The sequence below is a fragment of the Rhizobium sp. SRDI943 genome (genome assembly GCF_057653695.1).
Map to the genome: position 1 here is coordinate 1517919 of NZ_CM172787.1, position 19111 is coordinate 1537029.

At 60.3% G+C, this 19111-nt stretch carries 21 protein-coding genes and 1 tRNA gene; 10 read left to right on the forward strand and 12 right to left on the reverse strand.

The window, feature by feature from the left end; genetic code table 11:
• Positions 1 to 38: 38 nt before the first annotated feature.
• The 4 genes from AC245Y_RS07695 to AC245Y_RS07710 all read right to left on the reverse strand — a co-directional run bounded on the left by AC245Y_RS07695 (position 39) and on the right by AC245Y_RS07710 (position 3225).
• Entirely contained in the window at positions 39 to 629 is a 591-nt protein-coding gene (locus AC245Y_RS07695; RefSeq protein WP_017993699.1) for a hypothetical protein, read from the reverse strand.
• 194 nt (positions 630 to 823) lie between these two features.
• Complete coding sequence (gene gpt, locus AC245Y_RS07700) at positions 824 to 1318, reverse strand: xanthine phosphoribosyltransferase (protein ID WP_017993700.1); 495 nt, start codon at positions 1316 to 1318, stop codon at positions 824 to 826.
• Positions 1319 to 1498: 180 nt separating this feature from the next.
• Positions 1499 to 2341: a universal stress protein gene (locus AC245Y_RS07705; RefSeq protein WP_017993701.1), complete on the reverse strand. Its 843-nt coding sequence runs from the start codon at positions 2339 to 2341 to the stop codon at positions 1499 to 1501.
• A gap of 107 nt (positions 2342 to 2448) precedes the next feature.
• A complete protein-coding gene (locus AC245Y_RS07710) occupies positions 2449 to 3225 on the reverse strand; it encodes a competence/damage-inducible protein A (protein WP_017993702.1) in 777 nt (258 codons plus the stop codon).
• Positions 3226 to 3509: 284 nt separating this feature from the next.
• On the opposite strand from AC245Y_RS07710, the gene wrbA reads away from it, so the two are divergent.
• From wrbA to AC245Y_RS07725, 3 genes are all read left to right on the forward strand, one after another.
• Positions 3510 to 4106, forward strand: a complete 597-nt coding sequence (gene wrbA / locus AC245Y_RS07715) for an NAD(P)H:quinone oxidoreductase type IV (protein WP_017993703.1) — start codon at positions 3510 to 3512, stop codon at positions 4104 to 4106.
• Positions 4107 to 4316: 210 nt separating this feature from the next.
• A tRNA-Leu gene (locus AC245Y_RS07720) sits at positions 4317 to 4401 on the forward strand.
• 133 nt (positions 4402 to 4534) lie between these two features.
• Entirely contained in the window at positions 4535 to 4666 is a 132-nt protein-coding gene (locus AC245Y_RS07725) for a hypothetical protein (RefSeq protein ID WP_017993704.1), read from the forward strand.
• Between the two features lie 10 nt (positions 4667 to 4676).
• Here AC245Y_RS07725 and AC245Y_RS07730 read toward each other — a convergent pair whose 3' ends face one another.
• Entirely contained in the window at positions 4677 to 5111 is a 435-nt protein-coding gene (locus tag AC245Y_RS07730) for a VanZ family protein (RefSeq protein ID WP_017993705.1), read from the reverse strand.
• Between the two features lie 138 nt (positions 5112 to 5249).
• On the opposite strand from AC245Y_RS07730, the gene ilvA reads away from it, so the two are divergent.
• The 4 genes from ilvA to AC245Y_RS07750 all read left to right on the forward strand — a co-directional run bounded on the left by ilvA (position 5250) and on the right by AC245Y_RS07750 (position 9797).
• Positions 5250 to 6500, forward strand: coding sequence for a threonine ammonia-lyase (gene ilvA / locus AC245Y_RS07735; RefSeq protein WP_017993706.1), 1251 nt, complete (start codon positions 5250 to 5252; stop codon positions 6498 to 6500).
• A 37-nt stretch (positions 6501 to 6537) separates the two neighbouring features.
• Positions 6538 to 6864, forward strand: coding sequence for an HlyU family transcriptional regulator (locus AC245Y_RS07740; protein ID WP_003538786.1), 327 nt, complete (start codon positions 6538 to 6540; stop codon positions 6862 to 6864).
• A gap of 234 nt (positions 6865 to 7098) precedes the next feature.
• Positions 7099 to 8370: a GGDEF domain-containing protein gene (locus tag AC245Y_RS07745; RefSeq protein WP_017993707.1), complete on the forward strand. Its 1272-nt coding sequence runs from the start codon at positions 7099 to 7101 to the stop codon at positions 8368 to 8370.
• A 197-nt stretch (positions 8371 to 8567) separates the two neighbouring features.
• Positions 8568 to 9797, forward strand: coding sequence for an MFS transporter (locus tag AC245Y_RS07750; protein ID WP_026157324.1), 1230 nt, complete (start codon positions 8568 to 8570; stop codon positions 9795 to 9797).
• Positions 9798 to 9855: 58 nt separating this feature from the next.
• Here the strand turns inward: AC245Y_RS07750 and AC245Y_RS07755 are convergent, their stop codons facing one another.
• Positions 9856 to 10632: an SDR family oxidoreductase gene (locus AC245Y_RS07755; protein ID WP_012757162.1), complete on the reverse strand. Its 777-nt coding sequence runs from the start codon at positions 10630 to 10632 to the stop codon at positions 9856 to 9858.
• Between the two features lie 107 nt (positions 10633 to 10739).
• Here AC245Y_RS07755 and AC245Y_RS07760 point away from each other — a divergent pair, with 107 nt between their 5' ends.
• Positions 10740 to 11315: a TetR/AcrR family transcriptional regulator gene (locus tag AC245Y_RS07760; protein ID WP_017993709.1), complete on the forward strand. Its 576-nt coding sequence runs from the start codon at positions 10740 to 10742 to the stop codon at positions 11313 to 11315.
• Positions 11316 to 11362: 47 nt separating this feature from the next.
• Here AC245Y_RS07760 and AC245Y_RS07765 read toward each other — a convergent pair whose 3' ends face one another.
• Positions 11363 to 11977: an FMN-dependent NADH-azoreductase gene (locus tag AC245Y_RS07765; protein ID WP_017993710.1), complete on the reverse strand. Its 615-nt coding sequence runs from the start codon at positions 11975 to 11977 to the stop codon at positions 11363 to 11365.
• A gap of 139 nt (positions 11978 to 12116) precedes the next feature.
• On the opposite strand from AC245Y_RS07765, the gene AC245Y_RS07770 reads away from it, so the two are divergent.
• On the forward strand, positions 12117 to 13085 hold the full coding sequence (locus AC245Y_RS07770; RefSeq protein WP_017993711.1) for a LysR family transcriptional regulator: 969 nt from the start codon (positions 12117 to 12119) through the stop codon (positions 13083 to 13085).
• Between the two features lie 42 nt (positions 13086 to 13127).
• Here AC245Y_RS07770 and AC245Y_RS07775 read toward each other — a convergent pair whose 3' ends face one another.
• From AC245Y_RS07775 to AC245Y_RS07790, 4 genes are all read right to left on the reverse strand, one after another.
• The gene (locus AC245Y_RS07775; RefSeq protein ID WP_017993712.1) at positions 13128 to 15116 is read right to left on the reverse strand and encodes a bifunctional 2',3'-cyclic-nucleotide 2'-phosphodiesterase/3'-nucleotidase; all 1989 of its coding nucleotides are present in this window, start codon (positions 15114 to 15116) and stop codon (positions 13128 to 13130) included.
• A 254-nt stretch (positions 15117 to 15370) separates the two neighbouring features.
• Positions 15371 to 15775: a PilZ domain-containing protein gene (locus AC245Y_RS07780; protein WP_017993713.1), complete on the reverse strand. Its 405-nt coding sequence runs from the start codon at positions 15773 to 15775 to the stop codon at positions 15371 to 15373.
• 84 nt (positions 15776 to 15859) lie between these two features.
• Positions 15860 to 16741 (reverse strand): DMT family transporter, encoded by an 882-nt coding sequence (locus AC245Y_RS07785; RefSeq protein WP_017993714.1) that lies wholly within the window; start codon positions 16739 to 16741, stop codon positions 15860 to 15862.
• A gap of 71 nt (positions 16742 to 16812) precedes the next feature.
• Positions 16813 to 17274, reverse strand: a complete 462-nt coding sequence (locus tag AC245Y_RS07790; RefSeq protein WP_017993715.1) for an Lrp/AsnC family transcriptional regulator — start codon at positions 17272 to 17274, stop codon at positions 16813 to 16815.
• 156 nt (positions 17275 to 17430) lie between these two features.
• On the opposite strand from AC245Y_RS07790, the gene ald reads away from it, so the two are divergent.
• Positions 17431 to 18549 (forward strand): alanine dehydrogenase, encoded by a 1119-nt coding sequence (gene ald, locus AC245Y_RS07795; RefSeq protein ID WP_017993716.1) that lies wholly within the window; start codon positions 17431 to 17433, stop codon positions 18547 to 18549.
• Positions 18550 to 18565: 16 nt separating this feature from the next.
• Here the strand turns inward: ald and AC245Y_RS07800 are convergent, their stop codons facing one another.
• Positions 18566 to 19069, reverse strand: a complete 504-nt coding sequence (locus AC245Y_RS07800) for a DUF1203 domain-containing protein (protein WP_012757171.1) — start codon at positions 19067 to 19069, stop codon at positions 18566 to 18568.
• Positions 19070 to 19111: the final 42 nt, after the last annotated feature.

The window sequence follows — 19111 nt, forward strand, 5'->3', positions numbered from 1 at the left end:
CGTTATCGCAAAAGCGCAAACTTTTGCGCGACATGCTGTTAGAGCGCATCGATGGCGATGGTGACGATGGCGACGCCGATCGGCCTGTTCTCTTCGTCCATGACGACGAAGCTCGCCTGCGTCTCGAGGTTCTGGGTGGATTCGTTGCGTTCCGCCCGGTCGATGAAGATCTCGCGGGAGCCGCTGGCGAAGGTTTGGAGATATTTCTCCTCGTCGCCCTGCCAGAAGTCGGCGGTGATGGTGCTCTGCCCGACATTCAGCCCATGCGAGTCCGTGACGAAAAATTCGAGAATCGCGCCCTGCGAAGCATCCTGATTTTCCCTCAGGTACTGCGACACGGATTTGTCGAGCAACAGCTTGACCATCTGCAGGTGGTGCTGATTGACTTCCGACCGGTAGGCCTCATCGAGTACCCGCATATCCATTTCGCTGACATTGCCGAATTTCGCGTTCTGCTCGGCAATGGCCTTCAGTACCAATGGCGTTTCCACAATTGGTCGGATCCGCTTCTCGACGTAGTCGTGCACGAGGGGAACGTAGGCAGGCTCAGCATGGACGGGCGCCAGCGGCAACAGAAAGGTCCCCAGCCCGACAGTCACAACCGCTCCTACATGCCCCCATCGAGCCATCTTGCTTCCCTATACCCGTATTGTTCGCCGCACGCTTGAGGCGCAACCCGACACGATTCGCATCTGTCGATTTTATGAGCAAAAGATAAAATAGATGTGCAGATCCCGATAGCGGATTCCGAAGACCTCGCTGACAAAATCTGGAACAATTTCAAGTGGTAAATACGATTGTCGCGCGCTTTGGTCTGTAACGATCAGCCCGCGCCCTTGGCGATCGGCTCCTGATAGGTGAAACCCATGTCCCAGGGGAAATAGATCCAGGTATCCTGGCTCACCTCGGTGATGAAAGTGTCGACCGTCGGCACGCCCTTCGGCTTGGCGTAGACGCAGGCGAAATGTGCTTTCGGCAGCATAGTGCGCACCTGTGCGGCGGTCTTGCCGGTATCGGTCAGATCGTCGACGACCAGCACGGCTTCGCCGCCATTCTCCATGAGTTCGGGCGCTATTCCCTTGAGCAGCACCATGTCACCCTGGTTCACATAGTCATGATAGGACGCGACGCAGACGGTCTCGATCAGCCGGATGTTCAGTTCACGCGAGATGATCGCGGCCGGAACGAGGCCGCCGCGGGTGATGCAGACGATCGCCTTAAATGTCTGATTCAAGCCGGCAAGCCGCCAGGCAAGGGCGCGCGCATCGCGGTGGAACTGATCCCAGGAAACGGGAAAGGCTTTATCGGGAAGGGACATCGGGCTGCTCCGCGGCATGAAAAAACGACACGCCGTTGGCCGGCGACCGGACAGGCTTGAAGCGGCGATTGGCAAAACGCAAATCGCGCAGCCGGAACTGCGCGAGAGGGGGCCGAGCTCGAAGCTGTCATCGGTCGCCGCAATTAGCGGGATTTGCCGGCAAAAGGCAAGAGCAGCCAATCAACGCGACAACAGGGTCAGCGCCGTCATCGATTGCAGCAGGGTCTTGGTCGTGCCGCCGAAGATCATCTGCCAGAGCCAGGAGTGCGTATAGGCGCCCATGACGAGAAGATCGATGCTGCTGTCCGAAAGCCGGTTCTCGATGACATGCGATGCGCTTTTGTCCACACTTTGTGCCGTCGAAAGCGTCGTCTTCACGCCATGACGCGCAAGCGTCGCGGCGATGTCGGCGCCTGCCGTCAGCGGCGATTGCAGCGCCGTGTCGGCCGGATCGACCGAAAAGATCTCCACCTCGTCGGCGGCTTTGAGGATCGGCAGCGCGTCGAAGGTCGCGCGCGCCGCCTCCTTCGAACCGTTCCAGGCGATCAGCACGCGCTTGATCGGCTTCGGTTGGCGGATGATATAGGGGATCATCAGCACCGGCCGACCGGTTTCGAAGAGAAAGCTGTCGACGTCGACGTGGCTGTCGGAAGGTCTGGCCGGGTCGGCCTGCGAGGCGATCAAGAGGTCGGCGCTGCGCGCACTTTCGATCAGCGGCGCGGAGCCGTATCCGGTCGATGTGGCAAAGCTGCGCCACTCGGAGGAGGCGCCTGATGCCTCCGCTTTCGCCCTGAAGATGTGCTCAACCGCAATCGTTTCGCTATGCGCCATGTCCTGCAGCGCCTGCACGGCAACGGGATCGGGGATTTCCATCGGCGCCACCAGCGGCACGGCGGAGATGATTTCGGCATGCAGGCCGATCACATGGGCGCCGCTTTCAGCAGCGATGGCAAATGCGAAATCGGCAACCGCGGTACTATTGTCCGATGTATCAAGAATGGCGAGAATGGTTTTGTAAGACATATCAATTCTCCTTGCGCTGAAATGGCTTGCGCGAGGGAAGGAATGCGCCGGACCGTTCTCCTGTTCCTTGATAGGGATCAAGGATGCCCCAGGTTCCGGCGTTGCCCTCAAGCCTCGGCGGAATGGTTTTCGGCAATGTCCTTCCTTTGGCGGATAGTGTCGATCATCGCCCGCACCTCGGTGCCGGCTGCATCGATAACCGCCTGGGAGCGGCCGCGTACGACGATCTCGGTCGAGAATTTCTGGCCGATATAACGCGGGTAGGAGCCGATGCTGGTTTCCGGATGTGCCTTCTGGATCGCGGTCAAGGGCGTACCGATCTCACCTTCGCCGTAAGGGCAGGCGATGGCGAGCGAGAGCACCGGCGTGCCGGTTCGAAGCGTCGGCAGCACATTGTCGACCATCGCCTGGAAGACCTGCGGCACACCGGCCATGACGTAGACGTTGCCGATGATGAAGCCGGGCGCGGTCGAGACCGGATTGGGAATATGGGCAGCCCCGCGCGGCATGCGCGCCATGCGCTGGCGCGCCTCGGTGAATTCCATTTCACGGCGCCGATACATCTCGGCAAGCAGCGTCATCGCCGTCTCGTCATATTCGCAGGGCACGCCGAAAGCCTTGGAGATGGCGTCGGCGGTGATGTCGTCATGCGTCGGCCCGATACCGCCCGAGGTGAAGACATAATCATATTTGCCGCGAAGCGCGTTCAGCGCCTCGACGATCGCGTCCTCGTCGTCGGCGACGATGCGCACTTCCTTGAGATCGATGCCGGAAAGCGTCAGCAAATCGGCGAGATGGCCAATATTTTTATCCTTGGTGCGGCCGGAGAGAAGTTCGTCGCCGATGGCGAGCATGGCGGCGGTGACGACGATGTCTTGGCTCATAGGATGTTCCGTGATGTGAGGCTGGGGAATAGGTAGCGCCGTTCGGTCGCTTTGCAAACACCAAGAGCATGATGCCGAAAAGTGCAGGCGGGTTCGGACGACATGATGCTCTAACTTTTAAATTCGGGCGATGCGTCATTTTTGCCGAAATGAAAACCGCAAGCGAATTTTCGTCTCCGGGTGTTGAACACTGAGTTCTTGAGGGCGGGGCTTTGTTCAACCAGGCGCGCTGATAGAAGTCACGTCGGGCACGAAATTCAACGATGTTTCAAGGAAGATAGAAGATGGCGAAGGTTCTCGTTCTTTATTACTCGGCTTACGGCCATATCGAAACCATGGCCTATGCCGTCGCCGAAGGCGCGAAATCGGCCGGTGCCGAGGTCACCGTCAAGCGCGTACCGGAACTGGTTCCGGAAGACGTCGCCAAGGCTTCCTATTACAAGGTCGACCAGGCCGCTCCGATCGCCACCGTCGATGAACTGGCGGACTATGACGCCATCATCGTCGGCGCCGGCACCCGATTCGGTACGGTCGCCTCGCAGATGCGCAATTTCTGGGATCAGACGGGCGGCCTCTGGTTCGCCGGCAAGCTTGTCGGCAAGCTCGGTTCGGTCTTCACCTCTTCGGCAACCCAGCACGGCGGCCAAGAATCGACCATCCTCGGCTTCATCCCCACCTTCCTGCACCAGGGCATGGTCGTTGCCGGTCTGCCTTATGCCTTCCAGGGCCAGATGGGCACAGAGGAAGTCAAGGGCGGCTCGCCTTACGGCGCCTCCACCATCACCAACGGCGACGGCTCGCGCCAGCCTTCCGAGATCGAGCTGGAAGGCGCGAAATACCAGGGCGCCCACATCGCCAAGCTTGCTGCCAAGCTCGCCTGATCTTTGATGCTGGAATAATGAAGGCGCGGCGGGCGTGGAACTCGCCGCGCCTCTTTTTGTCCACAGACTGGCGGCCCTTGATCGGTGGCGGCTTTCGAGCGGAAATGCTTGGCCGATCATTCGTCGGTGCTGCCGGCCAAAACAGGCGCGATTTTTACGCCTCCCGGCTCTTCCCATCGCCCATGACGCAAGATATTGAAAATGCCGCAAGCGGGCGTGGCGAAACTGGTAGACGCAAGGGACTTAAAATCCCTCGGCCTTGGCTGTACGGGTTCGACCCCCGTCGCCCGCACCACAACTATCCACTTTGAATCTGCCCGTATCTGCGCGTAAAAGCGTGTTTTTGCTTGACAATGACATTTTCGATGCAAGGATTGCGCCGCGACAGTAAGGCGGTTGAGTAAGTATTGTCTTGTGGGAGTAAGACGATGGTTTACGATTGGAATGGGACCAGGGTTCGGCGCATCCGGATCTTCAAGACCAGCGTCGCACTTGTTCTCGGAACTGCGATAGCTGCGATACCACTGTTCTTCTGGGCAGTGCAGTTGAGCGATTTCTAACTCGAGATAATCAGCGTTCTGCGAAAGGAAGCGCGTTTGGCGCTTTGGTCTCGCGCCACCTGTTGATCACCCAGCCAGCCAGCAGCCCGAAGGCTGCGCCCATCGCCTTGATGCTCGCGTCATGCAGGCGCGGATGGCGGGTAGGCGCGAGATATTGCAGATATTCGATGGCGAATGCGCCGACGATCAGCAGCACCGCCACCATCTTCCACTGTTTGGGATAACCGAGCGCAAAGGCCAAGCCGACGAGAAGATAGGCGGCCGCACGGTCGACATCGACCGTGGTGACCGTGTCCGGCCTCTCTCCGATCGGGGAAACCGTAGCGAAGATGATGAAGGCGAGCAGCAGCCAGGCGAGCGGTTTTGCGAATTTGAAGATCATCATAGCTTCATATAAGTGGCCGCCCTTTTCATTGACAGTTAAAATCAGTTCATGTGCCGCCAATTTCGCGATTGGCTTAAGAAAGCCTTCCTCGGAGCGAACCGGTCCGGGAGAGAACCGGAAATGACCGAAACGGGCTTTCTTTTGCCGGTCCGGCTATGCCATAGCGGCAGCGGTTACTCATGAGAATGGACCACGCCCGTGACGAGACTTGATGTCGAAAGCGCCGAAGAGGCAATGCGCAGCCTGTTTCCGGCAACGCCGCTGCAGCTCAACGATCATCTGTCGGCCCGCTACGGTGCCGATATCTGGCTGAAGCGCGAGGATCTGTCGCCGGTGCGCTCCTACAAAATCCGCGGCGCCTTCAATTTCTTCCGCAAGGCGATCGGGCAGGGTGCGGCCGGCAAGACCTTCGTCTGCGCCTCGGCCGGCAATCACGCTCAGGGCTTTGCCTTCGTCTGCCGCCATTTCGGCGTACCGGGCGTCGTCTTCATGCCGGTGACGACACCGCAGCAGAAGATCGACAAAACGCGTATGTTCGGCGCCGAATTCATCACCATCCGGCTGTTCGGCGACTTCTTCGACCAGTGCTACCAGGCCGCGCGCGAACACGTAGAGGCGGTCGGCGGTGTCATGGTGCCGCCTTTCGACCATGCCGACATCATCGAAGGCCAGGCGACGGTGGCCGCCGAAATCATGCAGCAGCTGCCGGAAGGAACGGTGCCAGACATGGTCGTCCTGCCGGTCGGCGGCGGCGGACTTGCTGCCGGCATCACCGGCTATCTCGACGGCACCGTGCCAAAATCGGCTTTTGTCTTCACCGAACCAGCCGGCGCGCCGAGCCTTAAGCGCAGCATTGAGGCGGGCGCGGTAGTGACACTTGCCAAGGTCGACAATTTCGTCGACGGCGCGGCGGTGGGGCGGATTGGCGACCTGAACTTCGCCGCTCTTCGCGATTTCCCGGCAAGCCAAGTGCAACTGATGCCGGAGAACGCCATCTGCGTCACCATTCAGGAAATGCTGAATGTCGAAGGCGTCGTGCTGGAGCCGGCCGGCGCCCTGTCGCTGACGGCGATCGCCGCGATGGACGGCCAAGCGATCCGCGGCAAGACCATCGTTGCTGTCGTCTCCGGCGGCAATTTCGATTTCGAGCGCCTGCCTGACGTAAAGGAAAGAGCCATGCGTTACGCAGGGCTGAAGAAATATTTCATCCTGCGCCTCGCCCAGCGCCCCGGCGCGCTGCGGGATTTCCTCAATCTGCTCGGCCCCGACGACGATATCGCCCGCTTCGAATATCTGAAGAAATCGGCGCGCAACTTCGGCTCCATCCTGATCGGAATCGAAACCAAGGCGCCAGAGAATTTCGCCCGGCTGATCGGAAATTTCGAAGCAGCCGGCATGGGTTACGAGGATATCACCGAAAACGAGATCCTCGCCAACCTGATCATTTGACTTGGCGACAGCGATATCGTCGTGCTAAAGGCGGAGCATGGCTTCGTTCATTTCAAATATCTTTTCGATGTTCTCCGGCGGCGGCAAACCGGCTTCGGAGGCAGCAGGCCCTTCCGGCGAGCCGCAGCTTTACGGCGATTGCACGATCTATGCCGAGCCGCGCAAGGAAGGCGGCCAGTATCGCCTTGCCGGCCGCATCGAAAAGAAGGTCGGCGACGAGGTACTGGTGCGCAATTTCATCCGCGCCGATCTGTTTTCCTCCTCCGATGACGCGCTCGAATGCACGGTGCGCAAGGCGCAGCAGATCATCGATCAGCATGGTTCGTCGCTCTTTGGCGACGGCGAGAAGCTTCGTCAGGTCTGAAATCGGGATCCGGGGATGGGTCCTTGATACCGGCTGTAACTATTCCTGTGTGACCGGGGTGCTCTCCAGCGAGCGCGTTCTCACTCACGCAATCTTAAAGGATTGCGCTGAAAGGTATCGCCTGCAGGATTTGCAGGACACCCCCGTGTTTGACTGTTTCGGACGATTGACCAAAGGATTCTCTGTCGCGATCACCGCGCCAGCAGGAGGCCGAACGTCCGGAGCCGAGGTCTCATGATGGAGACACTCAACCTCCTTCTCTTCGTCGTCGAAGCCATCGCCTATTTCGTGCTGATGGTGACGCTTCTGCATTTCCGTCACCGGCTCGGTCTCGGGGTTTTCCTGACGGCGCTCGGCGTCATGCATTTCATGGAGACCTATCTGGCGGCGGTGTTTTATGTTTCGCTGCCGTTCGGGGATGTGTCGCCGGGCTCATCCGTCTTCTTCTCCGGCAAGCTGATGATGATCCTGATGCTTTACCTGCAGGAGGATGCCGCGACGGTGCGCCAGCCGATCTACGGTCTCTTCCTCGGCAACCTGCTCACCGTCGGTATTGCCTGGGTGCTGCAACTGCATCAGCCGCTGCAGATATCGACCAACCTCACACCCGACGTCGATTTCCTCAAGGAGATGGGCTGGCTGATGGTCTGGGGCACGGCGCTGCTCTATGTCGATTCGCTCGGCATCATCCTGCTTTACGAAAAACTCGGCGATTTCTTCCGCCGCCGGGTCGTCCTGCGTTTCCTGATTTCGGGGTTCGCGCTGTTGACCTTCGACCAGATCGGCTTCTTCGCCGCGCTGCATTACTTCCTGGATGTGCCGATCGCCGCATTCTGGGGCGGATGGAAGGCAAAAATGCTTGCCGTCTGCCTCTACGCGGCGATGTTCGCATTCTATGAGTATCGTATTCGCCGTGTCGGTGCGGGCGGGTCCGCACGCTCCATCAGCGACGTGTTCGGCGACCTGACGTTCCGCGAGCGCTATAACGACCTTCTGGAGCGCACCGGCCGCGACATGCTCACCGGCGTTTACGATCGGACGCGCATGGAGGTTGAAGCGCCGCTGATGCTGCGTGAGGCGCTGAGGCAGGGGCTATACGCCACCGTTCTTATTCTCGACGCCGATCACTTCAAGGATGTCAATGACGGCTACGGCCATCTCCAGGGCGACGAGGTGCTGAAGGCGATCGCCGCCCGATTGGGCACGACGTTGCGCTCGAGCGATCGCGTCTTCCGCTTCGGCGGCGAGGAATTCGTTGCCGTCTGTCCAGGCACTGACCACGAGGAAGGTCTGCTGCTTGCCGAGCGCCTGCGCTGGACGATTGCAACCAGCGTCAAGACGCCGGATGACAGGCCGATCACGGTCAGCATCGGTGTTGCGACTGCCGACGAGGACGGCGTCGATTTCACCGCCGTGCTGACGGCTGCCGACGGCAGGCTCTATGTGGCCAAGAAGAGCGGCCGCAACTGTGTCGTCGGCCGCTCCGGCGTGGTGAAACTCAGTTAGACCTGGTGGGCTCGTCGATCAGCGCAGCGCGGTCGGCCGCGGGTGTTTAGGATGTTGCGTAAACAGCAACACATTCCCGTATATTTACGTATTTTCAACATGTTATGAGAGCCATAAAAACGGCTTGTTAGCATAACACAAACGTGATCTCCATTGCCGCAGCATTCCGGATGAGCTTTCCTGCGAGGGGCGTGGACATGAGTGATTCAGTTGCAGCACAGAAAGTCGATGGCGGCGAGTTTGCCGTTTTGTGCATCGGAGGGTTTCTTCTTTCGATTGCCTATGGCGTGACCTTTCTGATCCCGGTGCTGGTTGGCCAGCGTGGTGGCGACGAGGCGCTGGCCGGCCTGATCATTTCGGCTGCGACTGTCAGCACCGTCATTCTCGTGATCCTGTCCGGCCACATCGCGGATGCCATTGGCTCGGCGCGGGCGGTGGCTGTTTCGGGATTGTTTCTTGCCGCGTCAGCGCTGGGATTCGCCATGGTTCCCTCAGCTGGGCTGAGCCTGATGGTGGTCGGTTTCATCCTCGGCATAGGCTGGGGCACCTTCTATGCGCTCGGCCCTATTCTGGTCGCCGCGATCGTCGAACCCGAACATCGGATCCGGTTTTTTGCCCTGCTTTCGGGATCGATGATGTCGGGCATCGGAGCCGGACCGATCATTGGCCGCATTGCTACCAGCTGGTCGATGCCGATCGAGGCGGCCTTCGCATTTGCGTTCCTTGCCAGTCTCGCCGGCGGTGCGCTTTACTTTTTGCTCCATATCCGGCTGACCAATGCCGGCAAGATTTTGCCCCATGTTAACAAGATCTCATTTGGCTCAGCACGCGAGGTGATCGGCTCGCGGGCCATCTATTCCATCGTCATGGTCGGCATCGGCGGCGCGATTTTCGGCGGGCTGTCCAGCTTTCAGACCAGCTACGCCAAGGCGCACGGATTCGACTACTCCCTGTTCTTCATCGGCTTCATGTCCGCCGCGATTCTGAGCAGGCTGTTCGTGGCGGGATATGTGGTCAAGAAAGACCCACTCTATTCGCTTGTGGTCCTGACAAGTCTGACGCTGGCATCGATCGTGCTGTTCCTGATGCTGACATCAAATCAGTTTGCCTATCTGGGAGGCGCGGCGATGCTGGGAGTGGGCTATGGCTTGACTTATTCCGTCATCAACGGCCTGGCGGCCAATGAGGCTCCCGCCGGCCTTATGCCGCAATCGCTGCTGTTATTTTCGCTCGCCTATTCCATCGGCGTCTTCGGCTTTCCACTGATCGCCGGCAATCTGATCGTTTCCTCCGGCGTGCAGACCATGCTGTACGTCGTGCTTCTGCTTGCCGTCCTGAATTTTGCAATCGTCTTGTTTCGTGTTGCCCACCGTGCGACGCAAGAACGAAACAAAGGATCCGTAGGAGACAATACAAGCACTCTATGACGGGTGGCCGAGGCCGACGAAGGGGCCGGGCAAGTTTGACCTGCCCAGCCCGGCTCACTTAGGCAGCGCGGAAGATCTTGGCGCCGGAGGGGGCACTCGTCATGCCGCCGTCGACGGTGATCTCGATGCCGGTGACATTGGCCGCATCATCCGAAGCCAGATAGAGCGCCGCCTTGGCGATTTCGTCGGCTTCGCTCATGCGGCCGAGCGGGCTCATGCCTCCGATGCGCGCCTCGAGCGCCGACATGGCGTCTTCCGTCTGGGCCATCGGCGACCAGATCGGCGTTTTCGTGCCGCCGGGCGTTACCTGATTGACGCGGATGCCGCGCGGTGCGAGCTCGGATGCCATATTGCGCGTCATGGCCCGGACTGCCGCCTTGGTCGCCGCATAGGCTGTCCAGCCGGGAGCGCCGAGCACGGCATGCACGGAACCGTTGAGGATCACGGAAGCGCCGTCATTGAGGTGCGGCAGGGCCGATTGCACGGTGAAGAAAACCGCCGTGAGATTGGTGCTGATGATCTGGTTGAACTGCTCCAGTGATGTCTCGCCGAGCGGCGTCGCGCCGCCGATGCCGGCATTGGCGAAGATGATGTCGAACTTGCCGACCTTTCCGGCGGCTTCCGCAAAGGCCTTCTCGGTGGCGGCGGCATCGGTGACATCGACCTTCAGCGCCAATACGCCGGCTCCCAGCGCCTTTTCGGCGGCAGCGAGCGTTTCCGGGTTGCGGCCGGTGATCACCACCCTGGCACCCTCGTCGATGAAGACCCTGGCGGTCGCAAGACCGATGCCGCTGTTTCCGCCGGTGATCAGGGCAACCTTGTTTCTTAGACGCATGATTCTGCTCCTCTTGGAATTGACAATGATATAGATTATGATCGTTATCTATAAGGATTATGATAATAATCTACATGAGTCAATAGGCAGTGCCGGGGAGATGTCCGATGGGCCGTTCGCAGCTGGAAAAACAGAAGACGCACGAGAAGATTATCGAGATCGCGTCGAAGCGACTACGCGAAGAGGGGCTCGAAGGTATTGGCGTCGCCGATCTGATGAAGGAAGCCGGGCTGACCGTCGGCGGCTTCTATAAGCATTTCGCCTCCCGTGACGATCTGGTCGCCGAGGCGATCCAGTCCGCTTTCGATTCATGGGGGCGCAAGCTGGAGGCCGAGGGGGTGAACCCGGCGGAGATGACGGCCGCCGATGTCGCCGACCGTTATGTGAGCGCCTATCACCGCGACAATCCGGGTGAGGGCTGCCCTTTTGCCGCGCTGACCTCCGATATATCACGCAGCGGTGAGAAGGCGCGGGGGATCGCGACGGAGGGGCTCAGGCGTAATTTCGCGTCATTGGCGGGCAAGGCTGCGGGAGCGGACGAAGGAGAAAGGCGGCGCAAGGCGATCATGGCCTTCGCGATGATGGCCGGCGGCGTCGGCCTTGCCAGGATTTCGTCCGACGAAGAACTCTCGGCCGAGATCCTGGCAACGGTCCGGGATTTTGTCGCCGATATCGACAAATGAAAAACGGCCGGCAAGGCCGGCCGTTCCATGCAGCATTTGAGAGCCGATCAGGCCGCCAGCGCGATTTCCTGGACGCGCGACTTGGCGGCGTCGATCGCCTTTTCGGCAGCTTCCGGACCGAAGGCCAGGCCTTCGACATAGATGGTCTCGATATCGCTGATGCCGAGGAAACCGAGAACCGACTTCAGGTACGGCACGGCATGGTTCAAGGCGGCGGCCGGTCCCTGCGAGTAGACGCCACCCGAGGCGAGTACCACATAAACCTTCTTGCCGGTTGCGAGGCCGACCGGGCCGCTTTCCGTGTACTTGAAGGTCAGGCCGGCGCGGGCGACATTGTCGATCCAGGTCTTCAGCGACGAATAGATGTTGAAGTTGATGAGGCCGGTGCTGATGACGATCGTATCGGCAGCGAGCAGTTCGTTGACGAGTTCGTCGGAAGTCTTGACGGCCACGGCTTCCTCAGCGGTGCGGGCCTCGGCCGGCTTGCGGATCGCGCCGGTGAAGAGGTCATCGATATGCGGCAGCGGGGTGGCGGCAAGGTCGCGGCGGACGACGACGCTGCCCGGATTCTGGTTCTTCAGCTTTTCGGCGAGATCAACGGCGATCGGCGTCGAGAGCGATTCGGCACGCGGGCTGGACGTCAGAAGAAGGATGGACGACATGGTGCATTTCCTTTCGAATGGGATTTGACGGCCCGTTGCTGGGAGGTGAGCCGTAGTCTCGATGAGGAAAATAGGTCTGGCCTGCTATCGAAAAAACGGTGATAATGTCGATCGAAACTATCGATGGAATGGATAGAAGATGCTGCCGAACCCGACTCTGGACCAATTGCAGGTGTTTCTGACTGTTGCCGAGACTGGCAGCTTCTCGGCCGCTTCGCGGGCGCTGAACCGGGCGCAGTCGGTCGTCAGCTATACGATCGCCAATCTGGAAGCACAGCTGGAAGTGCCGCTTTTCGAGCGCTCCGGCGCGCGTCAGCCGAAGCTGACGGAGGCGGGCAAGGCGATGCTGGAGGATGCGCGGCGCATTCTGGGCGACCTGCAAGTCATGCGGGCGCGCGTCAAGAGCCTGAGGGAAGGGCTCGAAGCGGAGGTATCCGTCGCCATCAGCGTTATGGTGCCTTCACGAGCCCTGGTGGATGTACTCCACGAATTCCGCGAGATGTTTCCATCCGTTTCGTTGAGCCTCAATGTCGGCGAGCTCGGAATGGTCATGGATCTCGTCCTCAGCGGCAAGGCGACGATCGGGATTGGTGGCGCGGTCGTCCAGCAGGACGATTCGATCGTCACGGAGCGGATCGGTCATTCCTTCATGTTGCCGGTTGCCGCGCGCAACCATCCGCTTGCCGGGATCGGCCGGCCGCTGACGCTTGGCGACGTCCGCGAGGAAGTGCAGCTTGTCGTCACCGATGCGTCGGGCCGGACGAAGGGGCGCGATTTCAACGTTCTCTCCTACAAGACATGGCGTGTCAGCGATATAGCGACGAAGCACCAGCTCATCAAGGCCGGCCTTGGCTGGGGCGGCCTTCCGGCTTCCGTGATTCATGGCGATCTCGTCAGCGGCACGCTCGTCCATCTTGATCTGGATGCCTACGAACAGGGGGAGTATCCCATATATTCGGTGCGCCAGCTCGCCAACCCGCCCGGACCTGCCGCCACCTGGATGATCGACGCATTCCGCACGCGGCTTTCCCATTGCCCGAACCAGGCCGATTTCCATGCTCAGATGGCGGAACTCCAGGAACCCGCGACACCGCTCGCGGCCGAATGACGAAGGCGCGGCGGGCGCGCCTTCGCCGGCATCCTCTTCGGCCTAAAGAACCAGCCTGAACTTCGAGAAACCGTCGGCCCCTTCGCCGGCATCCTCGATCTTGACGCTTTTGACCTCGGTGAGGAACTGCTTTGCCTTCGGGCCGCTTTCAAAGGTCGCGGTCGTGCCCGGAAGCGGCTTGAAGGTCCAGTTTGCGTCGGCCGACGGATTGATCGTGCCCTGATCATGGATATAGCGGACGATGACGTCGCGGTTGGTATCAGGCGCCTGGAAGATCACCTTGTCCGCGGTGATCTCAGGGAAATTGCCGCCGCCACCGGCGCGGTAGTTGTTTGAGACGACGACGAACTTCTGGGCCGGATCGATCGGCTTGCCATTGAAGGCGAGGTTCTGGATACGATTGGCGTCCGGATGGATCGGCTTGCCTGATGAATCATATTTCGGCGGCTGCGACAGGTCGATCTGGTAGGTGACGCCGTCGATCACGTCGAAATTGTAGGAGGGGAAATCGGTATTGAGCAGCGCCGCATCCTTCGAGCCGGCCTCGATGTGATTGAACATGCCGGCTGACATTTCGAGCCAGTTCTTCACCTGGGCGCCGGTGATGGCAACAGCCTGCACCGTGTTCGGGTAGAGATAGAGGTCGGCGACGTTCTTGATGGCGATATCGCCGGCCGGAACATCGGTATAGTAATCGGCGCCGCCGCGACCGCCGGCCTTGAAGGGAGCCGCCGCCGAAAGCACCGGCAGGTCCTTGAACTCGGTGTCGGCGAGCATCTGCTTGATGTACCAGGTCTGGGCTTGGCTGACGACCTGCACCGAGGGATCGTCGGCGACGAGTGCGAAGTAGGAATAGAGCGGTGCTGACGTCTTGCCGACCGGGGTGCGGACATAGGCAAGTGTCGCCTCGTGCTCGGCCTTGGCGGCTTCGACCACGTCCTTCTTGTCGGCGTAGTCGGCAACCACCTTCTTCTTGTCGTCGCGATGATAGATCGGCCGTGCTTCCGAGGTGAAATCGACGATCTTCCAGCTGTTGCCGTCCTTTTCGAGCAGCAGGTCGATAAGGCCGAGATGCGAGCCCCAGAAGCCGGCCATCACGGCGGGCTTGCCGTGCAGCGTACCCTTGACGGGGTCGGCATTGGCGACGCCGTCCCAGCTCTTCGGGCCGGGGAAGACGAGATGCTGGTGGCCGGTGAAGATCGCGTCGATCCCATCGACGGCGGCGAGATGCAGCGAGGCGTTCTCCATCTTTTCGGATGGTGCGCTGCCGTCGATGCCGGAATGCGAGAGCGCAATGATGATATCGGCGCCGGCTTCCTTCATGGCGGGAACCCAGGCCTTGGCGGCCTCGACGATGTCGCGCGTCTGCGCCTTGCCTTCGAGGTTCTTGATGTCCCAGAGCATGATCTGCGGCGGTACGAAGCCGATGAAGCCGATTTTGACGGGGCTCTCATTGCCGGCGCCGTCTTTGATCTGCTTTTCCAGAATGATGTAGGGCTTGAAGAAGAGATCGTCCTGCTTCGGGTCCGAGGCGAGCTGGCCCTTGGTCAGGTTGGCGCAGACGAAGGGGAAGTTCGCGCCTGATAGGACCTTGAACATGAAGTCGAGGCCGTAGTTGAACTCGTGATTGCCGAGCGTGCCAACCGTATAGCCGAGCGTGTTCATCGCCTTGATCACCGGATGGACGTCGCCGTCCTTCATGCCGTGCTGATAGGCCATGTAGTCGCCCATCGGATTGCCCTGCAGCACGTCGCCATTGTCGATCAGCAGTGAGTTGATAGCCTCGGCGCGGATGCCGTCGATGATCGTCCCGGTGCGCGCAAGACCCATCGTGTCGTTCGGCTTGTCGGCATAATAGTCATAGGGGAAGACATTAACGTGAATGTCGGTCGTTTCCATGAGCCTGAGATGCGCCTGGTTGGCGCTGGCGCGGGCGCTGAAAGGATGCAGCAGCACCAGGGCGGAAGTGGCGGCGAGGCCGCCGAGCAGGGAACGGCGGCTCATTACGCCAACATCGAAATTGGAAGACATGGAAACTCTCCTTCAGGGTCATGCATCGTCCGGCCCGTCAGAATTAGGACGATTTGGCGAGGAGTACACTGCGAAAATGACAGGACGTGAAAACAATCCGCCGGAAAAGCGTCATGGCTCTGAAATGCAATTTATGGTTCAGTCACTCGGCGCCAGGCTGCCGCAAACGCAAGGCGCGGTCATCCTCGGCGTCAGCGTCAACCGCAGCCGCTGGAGCATCTCAGCCGCTCCTTCGGCGCAAAGGCCGGGCAACCTTACGAGTTTGGCGTCGATGTTGTTAAGTGGGGCGTCCGCTCGACGTTGACGGCGGTTCTAACCAGCGGGCGTACTGCCAGTACCGGCCGCATCTCCTTATGGAAAAAGCGGAAATAGGAGGAGATCTGCGCCCGCGCATTCGAATTCACGTCGAACTGGATGCCGACGCGGCCATTATGCTTCCAGCGGATGATGCCTTCGAGCAGCCCGAGGTTTTCGGCCTCGATGCGCACCTTGCTGCCGGAGGCAGCATGGAGCGGCCCCTTCATCTCCAGGGCGGCACCGGTTGGCGATAGGTTGAGGATGCGGGCATCCACCTGGCTGTTCAGGTATTTGACATGCCCGAACACGCGGCAGTTTTTCCGATCGGCCTTTCGGGCTGTGATTTTCAAGTTGCGGGTCATACTGTCTCCCTTGATATAGCCAGGGAGCATAGCGCCGGAAAATTGAAATGGTTTTAGGGGCTTGGCTAAAATTGCAGTGAAACGTCAATTGGCAGCAGCGGCCCTGCGTCCCACCACATGTTCGCGCCAGACGGTGAAGATGCCGGCGGCGACCACGATCGCCGAGCCGACGATCATGTTGAAGCTGAGCGTTTCGCCATAGATCACCATGCCGAAGATAGAAGCGTAGACAAGTGACAGATAGGTCAGCGGCTGGACGGCGGCGGCATCGAGAACATCGTAGGCGCGGATCAGGAAATAATGGCTGGAGATGCTGGTCATGCAGACGAGCGCCATCCAGCCCCAGTCGCCCGGCGCCATCCAGCTCCAATAGAACGGCCCAACCAGCGTCATCGTGACGCCGCCGACGACGCCGGTATAGAAGAAGCTGGTCATCGACGAGTCGTCGCGGCTGACCAGGCGGGTGGCGATGACGTAGAAGGCGAAGTTGAAGCAGGAAAGGACGGCGAGAAGCAGCTTAAGGTCGAAAAATTCGCCTTCGGGCTTCAGGATCAGCAGCACTCCGAACAGTCCGGCGCCGATCGCTGCCCACCGCCGCCACCCGACCCGTTCGCCGAGGATCGGCATCGCCAGCAGCGCGATCAGGATCGGCGTCGCGGAAAAGATCGCCTGTGAACGGGCAAGGCCGATCACGGCAAAGCAGGTGATGGCCAGAACCACCTGGACTGCAAGCAGAACGCCGCGCGTCACCTGCAGGAAGGGGCGTTTGGTGCGGGCCGTCGCCTTGATCCCACCGCGCATCTTCGAAGCGAGGATGATCGTGAAAAGGGCAAAGGCCCAATAGCGGATCATCGTCACGAAGATCGGCGGATAGGCCGTCGCCAGATGTTTCGAGATGGCGTCCTGCAGTGAAAAGATGGTGAGCGCCAGCAGAACGAAGATATAGCCTTGGGTCTTCGATGTCATGACTTGCCATTGAGTGGAAGCGCCCGCGCGCGCCGAAAGTCTGGGCAGGCTTTCGGCAAAGATGCAAGGCCTCAAAGGCCGACATTCGGCTTGTCGATGATTTCTCTGAGCGCGAAGCTGGAATTGATCTTGACGACGTGGGGAAGGGCCGACAGCCAGTCGCGGTGGATGCGCTCATAGTCCTCGAGATCACGGGCGGCGACCCTGAGGATGTAATCGTATTCGCCCGACATCAGGTAGCAGACGAGCACGTTCGGGCAGAGCTTCACCGCTGCCTCGAATTCCGCCAGTGTCTTGGCGAACTGGCCGGAGAGCGAGATATGCACGATGGCGATCATCTTGTAGTCGAGCGCCTTGTGTGAAAGCCGCGCGTGGTAGCCGCCGATGACGCCGCTTCTTTCCAAGATGTCGAGCCGGCGCGAACAGGCCGAAGGCGACAGTCCGATCCTTTCGGCAAGCTCGGCATTGGTCATGCGGGCATTGGCCTGCAATGCCCGGAGAATCGCAAGATCGATGGTGTCGAGATCGGCCATTCGAAGAACCTTCGAAAAAAGATAGGATAAATGCAATAATCGCCGAAAAATCGCGTCTTCGCAAATCGTCTTTGCAAGGACATTTCACTGTCTTGATGGTTGGATTCCTCATCTGAAAAATCCGCGGCCGCGGAGATAAAATTGAGAGGAACGCGCATGCGTGTCGGTTGCCCGAAGGAAATCAAGAATCATGAATATCGCGTCGGCCTGACGCCGGCTTCGGTGCGCGAATATGTTGCCCACGGCCACGATGTCTGGGTGGAGACCAAGGCAGGCGTCGGTATCGGCGCTGACGATGCCGCCTATGCCGCGGCTGGCGCCAAGATCGCCGCCTCCGCCAAGGATATCTTCGAAAAGTGCGATATGATCGTCAAGGTGAAGGAGCCGCAGCCCGCCGAATGGGCGCAGCTCCGTGACGGCCAGCTTCTCTACACCTATCTGCATCTGGCGCCGGATCCTGAACAGACCAAGGGTCTCATCGCCTCCGGCGTTACCGCGATCGCCTATGAGACCGTGACCGACGAGCGCGGCGGTCTGCCGTTGCTGGCGCCGATGTCGGAGGTCGCCGGACGCCTGTCGATCCAGGCAGGGGCGACCGCGCTGCAGAAGGCCAATGGTGGCCTCGGCGTCCTGCTCGGCGGCGTACCTGGTGTGCTGCCGGCCAAGGTCGCGGTCATCGGCGGCGGCGTTGTCGGCGTGCATGCCGCCAGGATGGCCGCCGGCCTCGGCGCCGATGTCAGCATCCTCGACAAGTCGCTGCCGCGCTTGCGCCAGCTTGACGATATCTTCGCCGGCCGCATCCACACGCGTTATTCCAGCATCCAGGCGCTGGAGGAGGAAGTCTTCTCGGCCGATCTCATTATCGGCGCCGTGCTGATCCCGGGCGCTGCCGCTCCGAAGCTCGTCACCCGCGAGATGCTCTCCGGCATGAAGAAGGGCTCCGTCATCGTCGACGTCGCCATCGACCAGGGCGGCTGCTTCGAGACCTCGCATGCGACGACCCATTCCGATCCGACCTATGAAGTCGACGGCGTCGTGCACTATTGCGTCGCCAACATGCCGGGCGCCGTGCCGGTCACCTCGGCGCACGCGCTGAACAACGCCACATTGGTTCATGGCCTGGCGCTTGCCGATCGCGGCCTGCGCGCCATCGCCGAAGACAAGCATCTGAGGAACGGCCTCAACGTCCACAAGGGCCGCATCACCAGCAAGCCCGTCGCCGACGCGCTGGGCTACGAGGCCTTCGCGCCGGAGAGCGTACTGAACGTAGCGTAAGCTTGCTGACTCCAGGTCAGGCGCCGGCCTCCACCAGGGCCGGCGCCTTTACTTTGTCGATCCGGCATTGGAAGCAGTTGTTGCGCGCTGAGCGCACATGCACATAGGCGATACCAGATCGTCCCAGCAGCTCTTCGCCATAGGCTGGAATATCGCCGATAGCGGTCACCGCGCCGGTGCCGTAGACGATGCGGTCGTTTTCACTATAGCCGCGGACGATGAAGTCGCGGCTCGTCGTCAGCACCGGCGGCATGATCTCTTCGGCGGCATAGCGTGCACAAGGCTGCTTGTGCAGGAAGACCGGGCCGGTTTCGGCATAGGGCTGCAGTTCGGGGAAGGGCCGGTAGGCGAAGACCAGCAACGCCTCGCCCGCATCGATATTTTCGAGGCAATGGCGGCAGGGATGACCGGGACCATCGGAAACGATCGTCTCGGGCAGCCTGTCATAGGCGTCGCGGCCGCCGTTCCAGAGGTGTTCGGCGTCGGTCGTCGGCATGGCAACAAAACGAATGGCGGTCACGATAGATCTCCTTTGTATTGCCATGAAATGCACCTCGACGAG

Excerpts from the sequence above, each read along its gene's own strand:
- AC245Y_RS07695 (WP_017993699.1), bottom strand. The coding sequence starts at position 629 with ATGGCTCGATGGGGGCATGTAGGAGCGGTTGTGACTGTCGGGCTGGGG.
- gpt (WP_017993700.1), bottom strand. The coding sequence starts at position 1,318 with ATGTCCCTTCCCGATAAAGCCTTTCCCGTTTCCTGGGATCAGTTCCAC.
- AC245Y_RS07705 (WP_017993701.1), bottom strand. The coding sequence starts at position 2,341 with ATGTCTTACAAAACCATTCTCGCCATTCTTGATACATCGGACAATAGT.
- AC245Y_RS07710 (WP_017993702.1), bottom strand. The coding sequence starts at position 3,225 with ATGAGCCAAGACATCGTCGTCACCGCCGCCATGCTCGCCATCGGCGAC.
- wrbA (WP_017993703.1), top strand. The coding sequence starts at position 3,510 with ATGGCGAAGGTTCTCGTTCTTTATTACTCGGCTTACGGCCATATCGAA.
- AC245Y_RS07725 (WP_017993704.1), top strand. The coding sequence starts at position 4,535 with ATGGTTTACGATTGGAATGGGACCAGGGTTCGGCGCATCCGGATCTTC.
- AC245Y_RS07740 (WP_003538786.1), top strand. The coding sequence starts at position 6,538 with ATGGCTTCGTTCATTTCAAATATCTTTTCGATGTTCTCCGGCGGCGGC.
- AC245Y_RS07745 (WP_017993707.1), top strand. The coding sequence starts at position 7,099 with ATGATGGAGACACTCAACCTCCTTCTCTTCGTCGTCGAAGCCATCGCC.
- AC245Y_RS07750 (WP_026157324.1), top strand. The coding sequence starts at position 8,568 with ATGAGTGATTCAGTTGCAGCACAGAAAGTCGATGGCGGCGAGTTTGCC.
- AC245Y_RS07755 (WP_012757162.1), bottom strand. The coding sequence starts at position 10,632 with ATGCGTCTAAGAAACAAGGTTGCCCTGATCACCGGCGGAAACAGCGGC.
- AC245Y_RS07760 (WP_017993709.1), top strand. The coding sequence starts at position 10,740 with ATGGGCCGTTCGCAGCTGGAAAAACAGAAGACGCACGAGAAGATTATC.
- AC245Y_RS07765 (WP_017993710.1), bottom strand. The coding sequence starts at position 11,977 with ATGTCGTCCATCCTTCTTCTGACGTCCAGCCCGCGTGCCGAATCGCTC.
- AC245Y_RS07770 (WP_017993711.1), top strand. The coding sequence starts at position 12,117 with ATGCTGCCGAACCCGACTCTGGACCAATTGCAGGTGTTTCTGACTGTT.
- AC245Y_RS07775 (WP_017993712.1), bottom strand. The coding sequence starts at position 15,116 with ATGTCTTCCAATTTCGATGTTGGCGTAATGAGCCGCCGTTCCCTGCTC.
- AC245Y_RS07780 (WP_017993713.1), bottom strand. The coding sequence starts at position 15,775 with ATGACCCGCAACTTGAAAATCACAGCCCGAAAGGCCGATCGGAAAAAC.
- AC245Y_RS07785 (WP_017993714.1), bottom strand. The coding sequence starts at position 16,741 with ATGACATCGAAGACCCAAGGCTATATCTTCGTTCTGCTGGCGCTCACC.
- AC245Y_RS07790 (WP_017993715.1), bottom strand. The coding sequence starts at position 17,274 with ATGGCCGATCTCGACACCATCGATCTTGCGATTCTCCGGGCATTGCAG.
- ald (WP_017993716.1), top strand. The coding sequence starts at position 17,431 with ATGCGTGTCGGTTGCCCGAAGGAAATCAAGAATCATGAATATCGCGTC.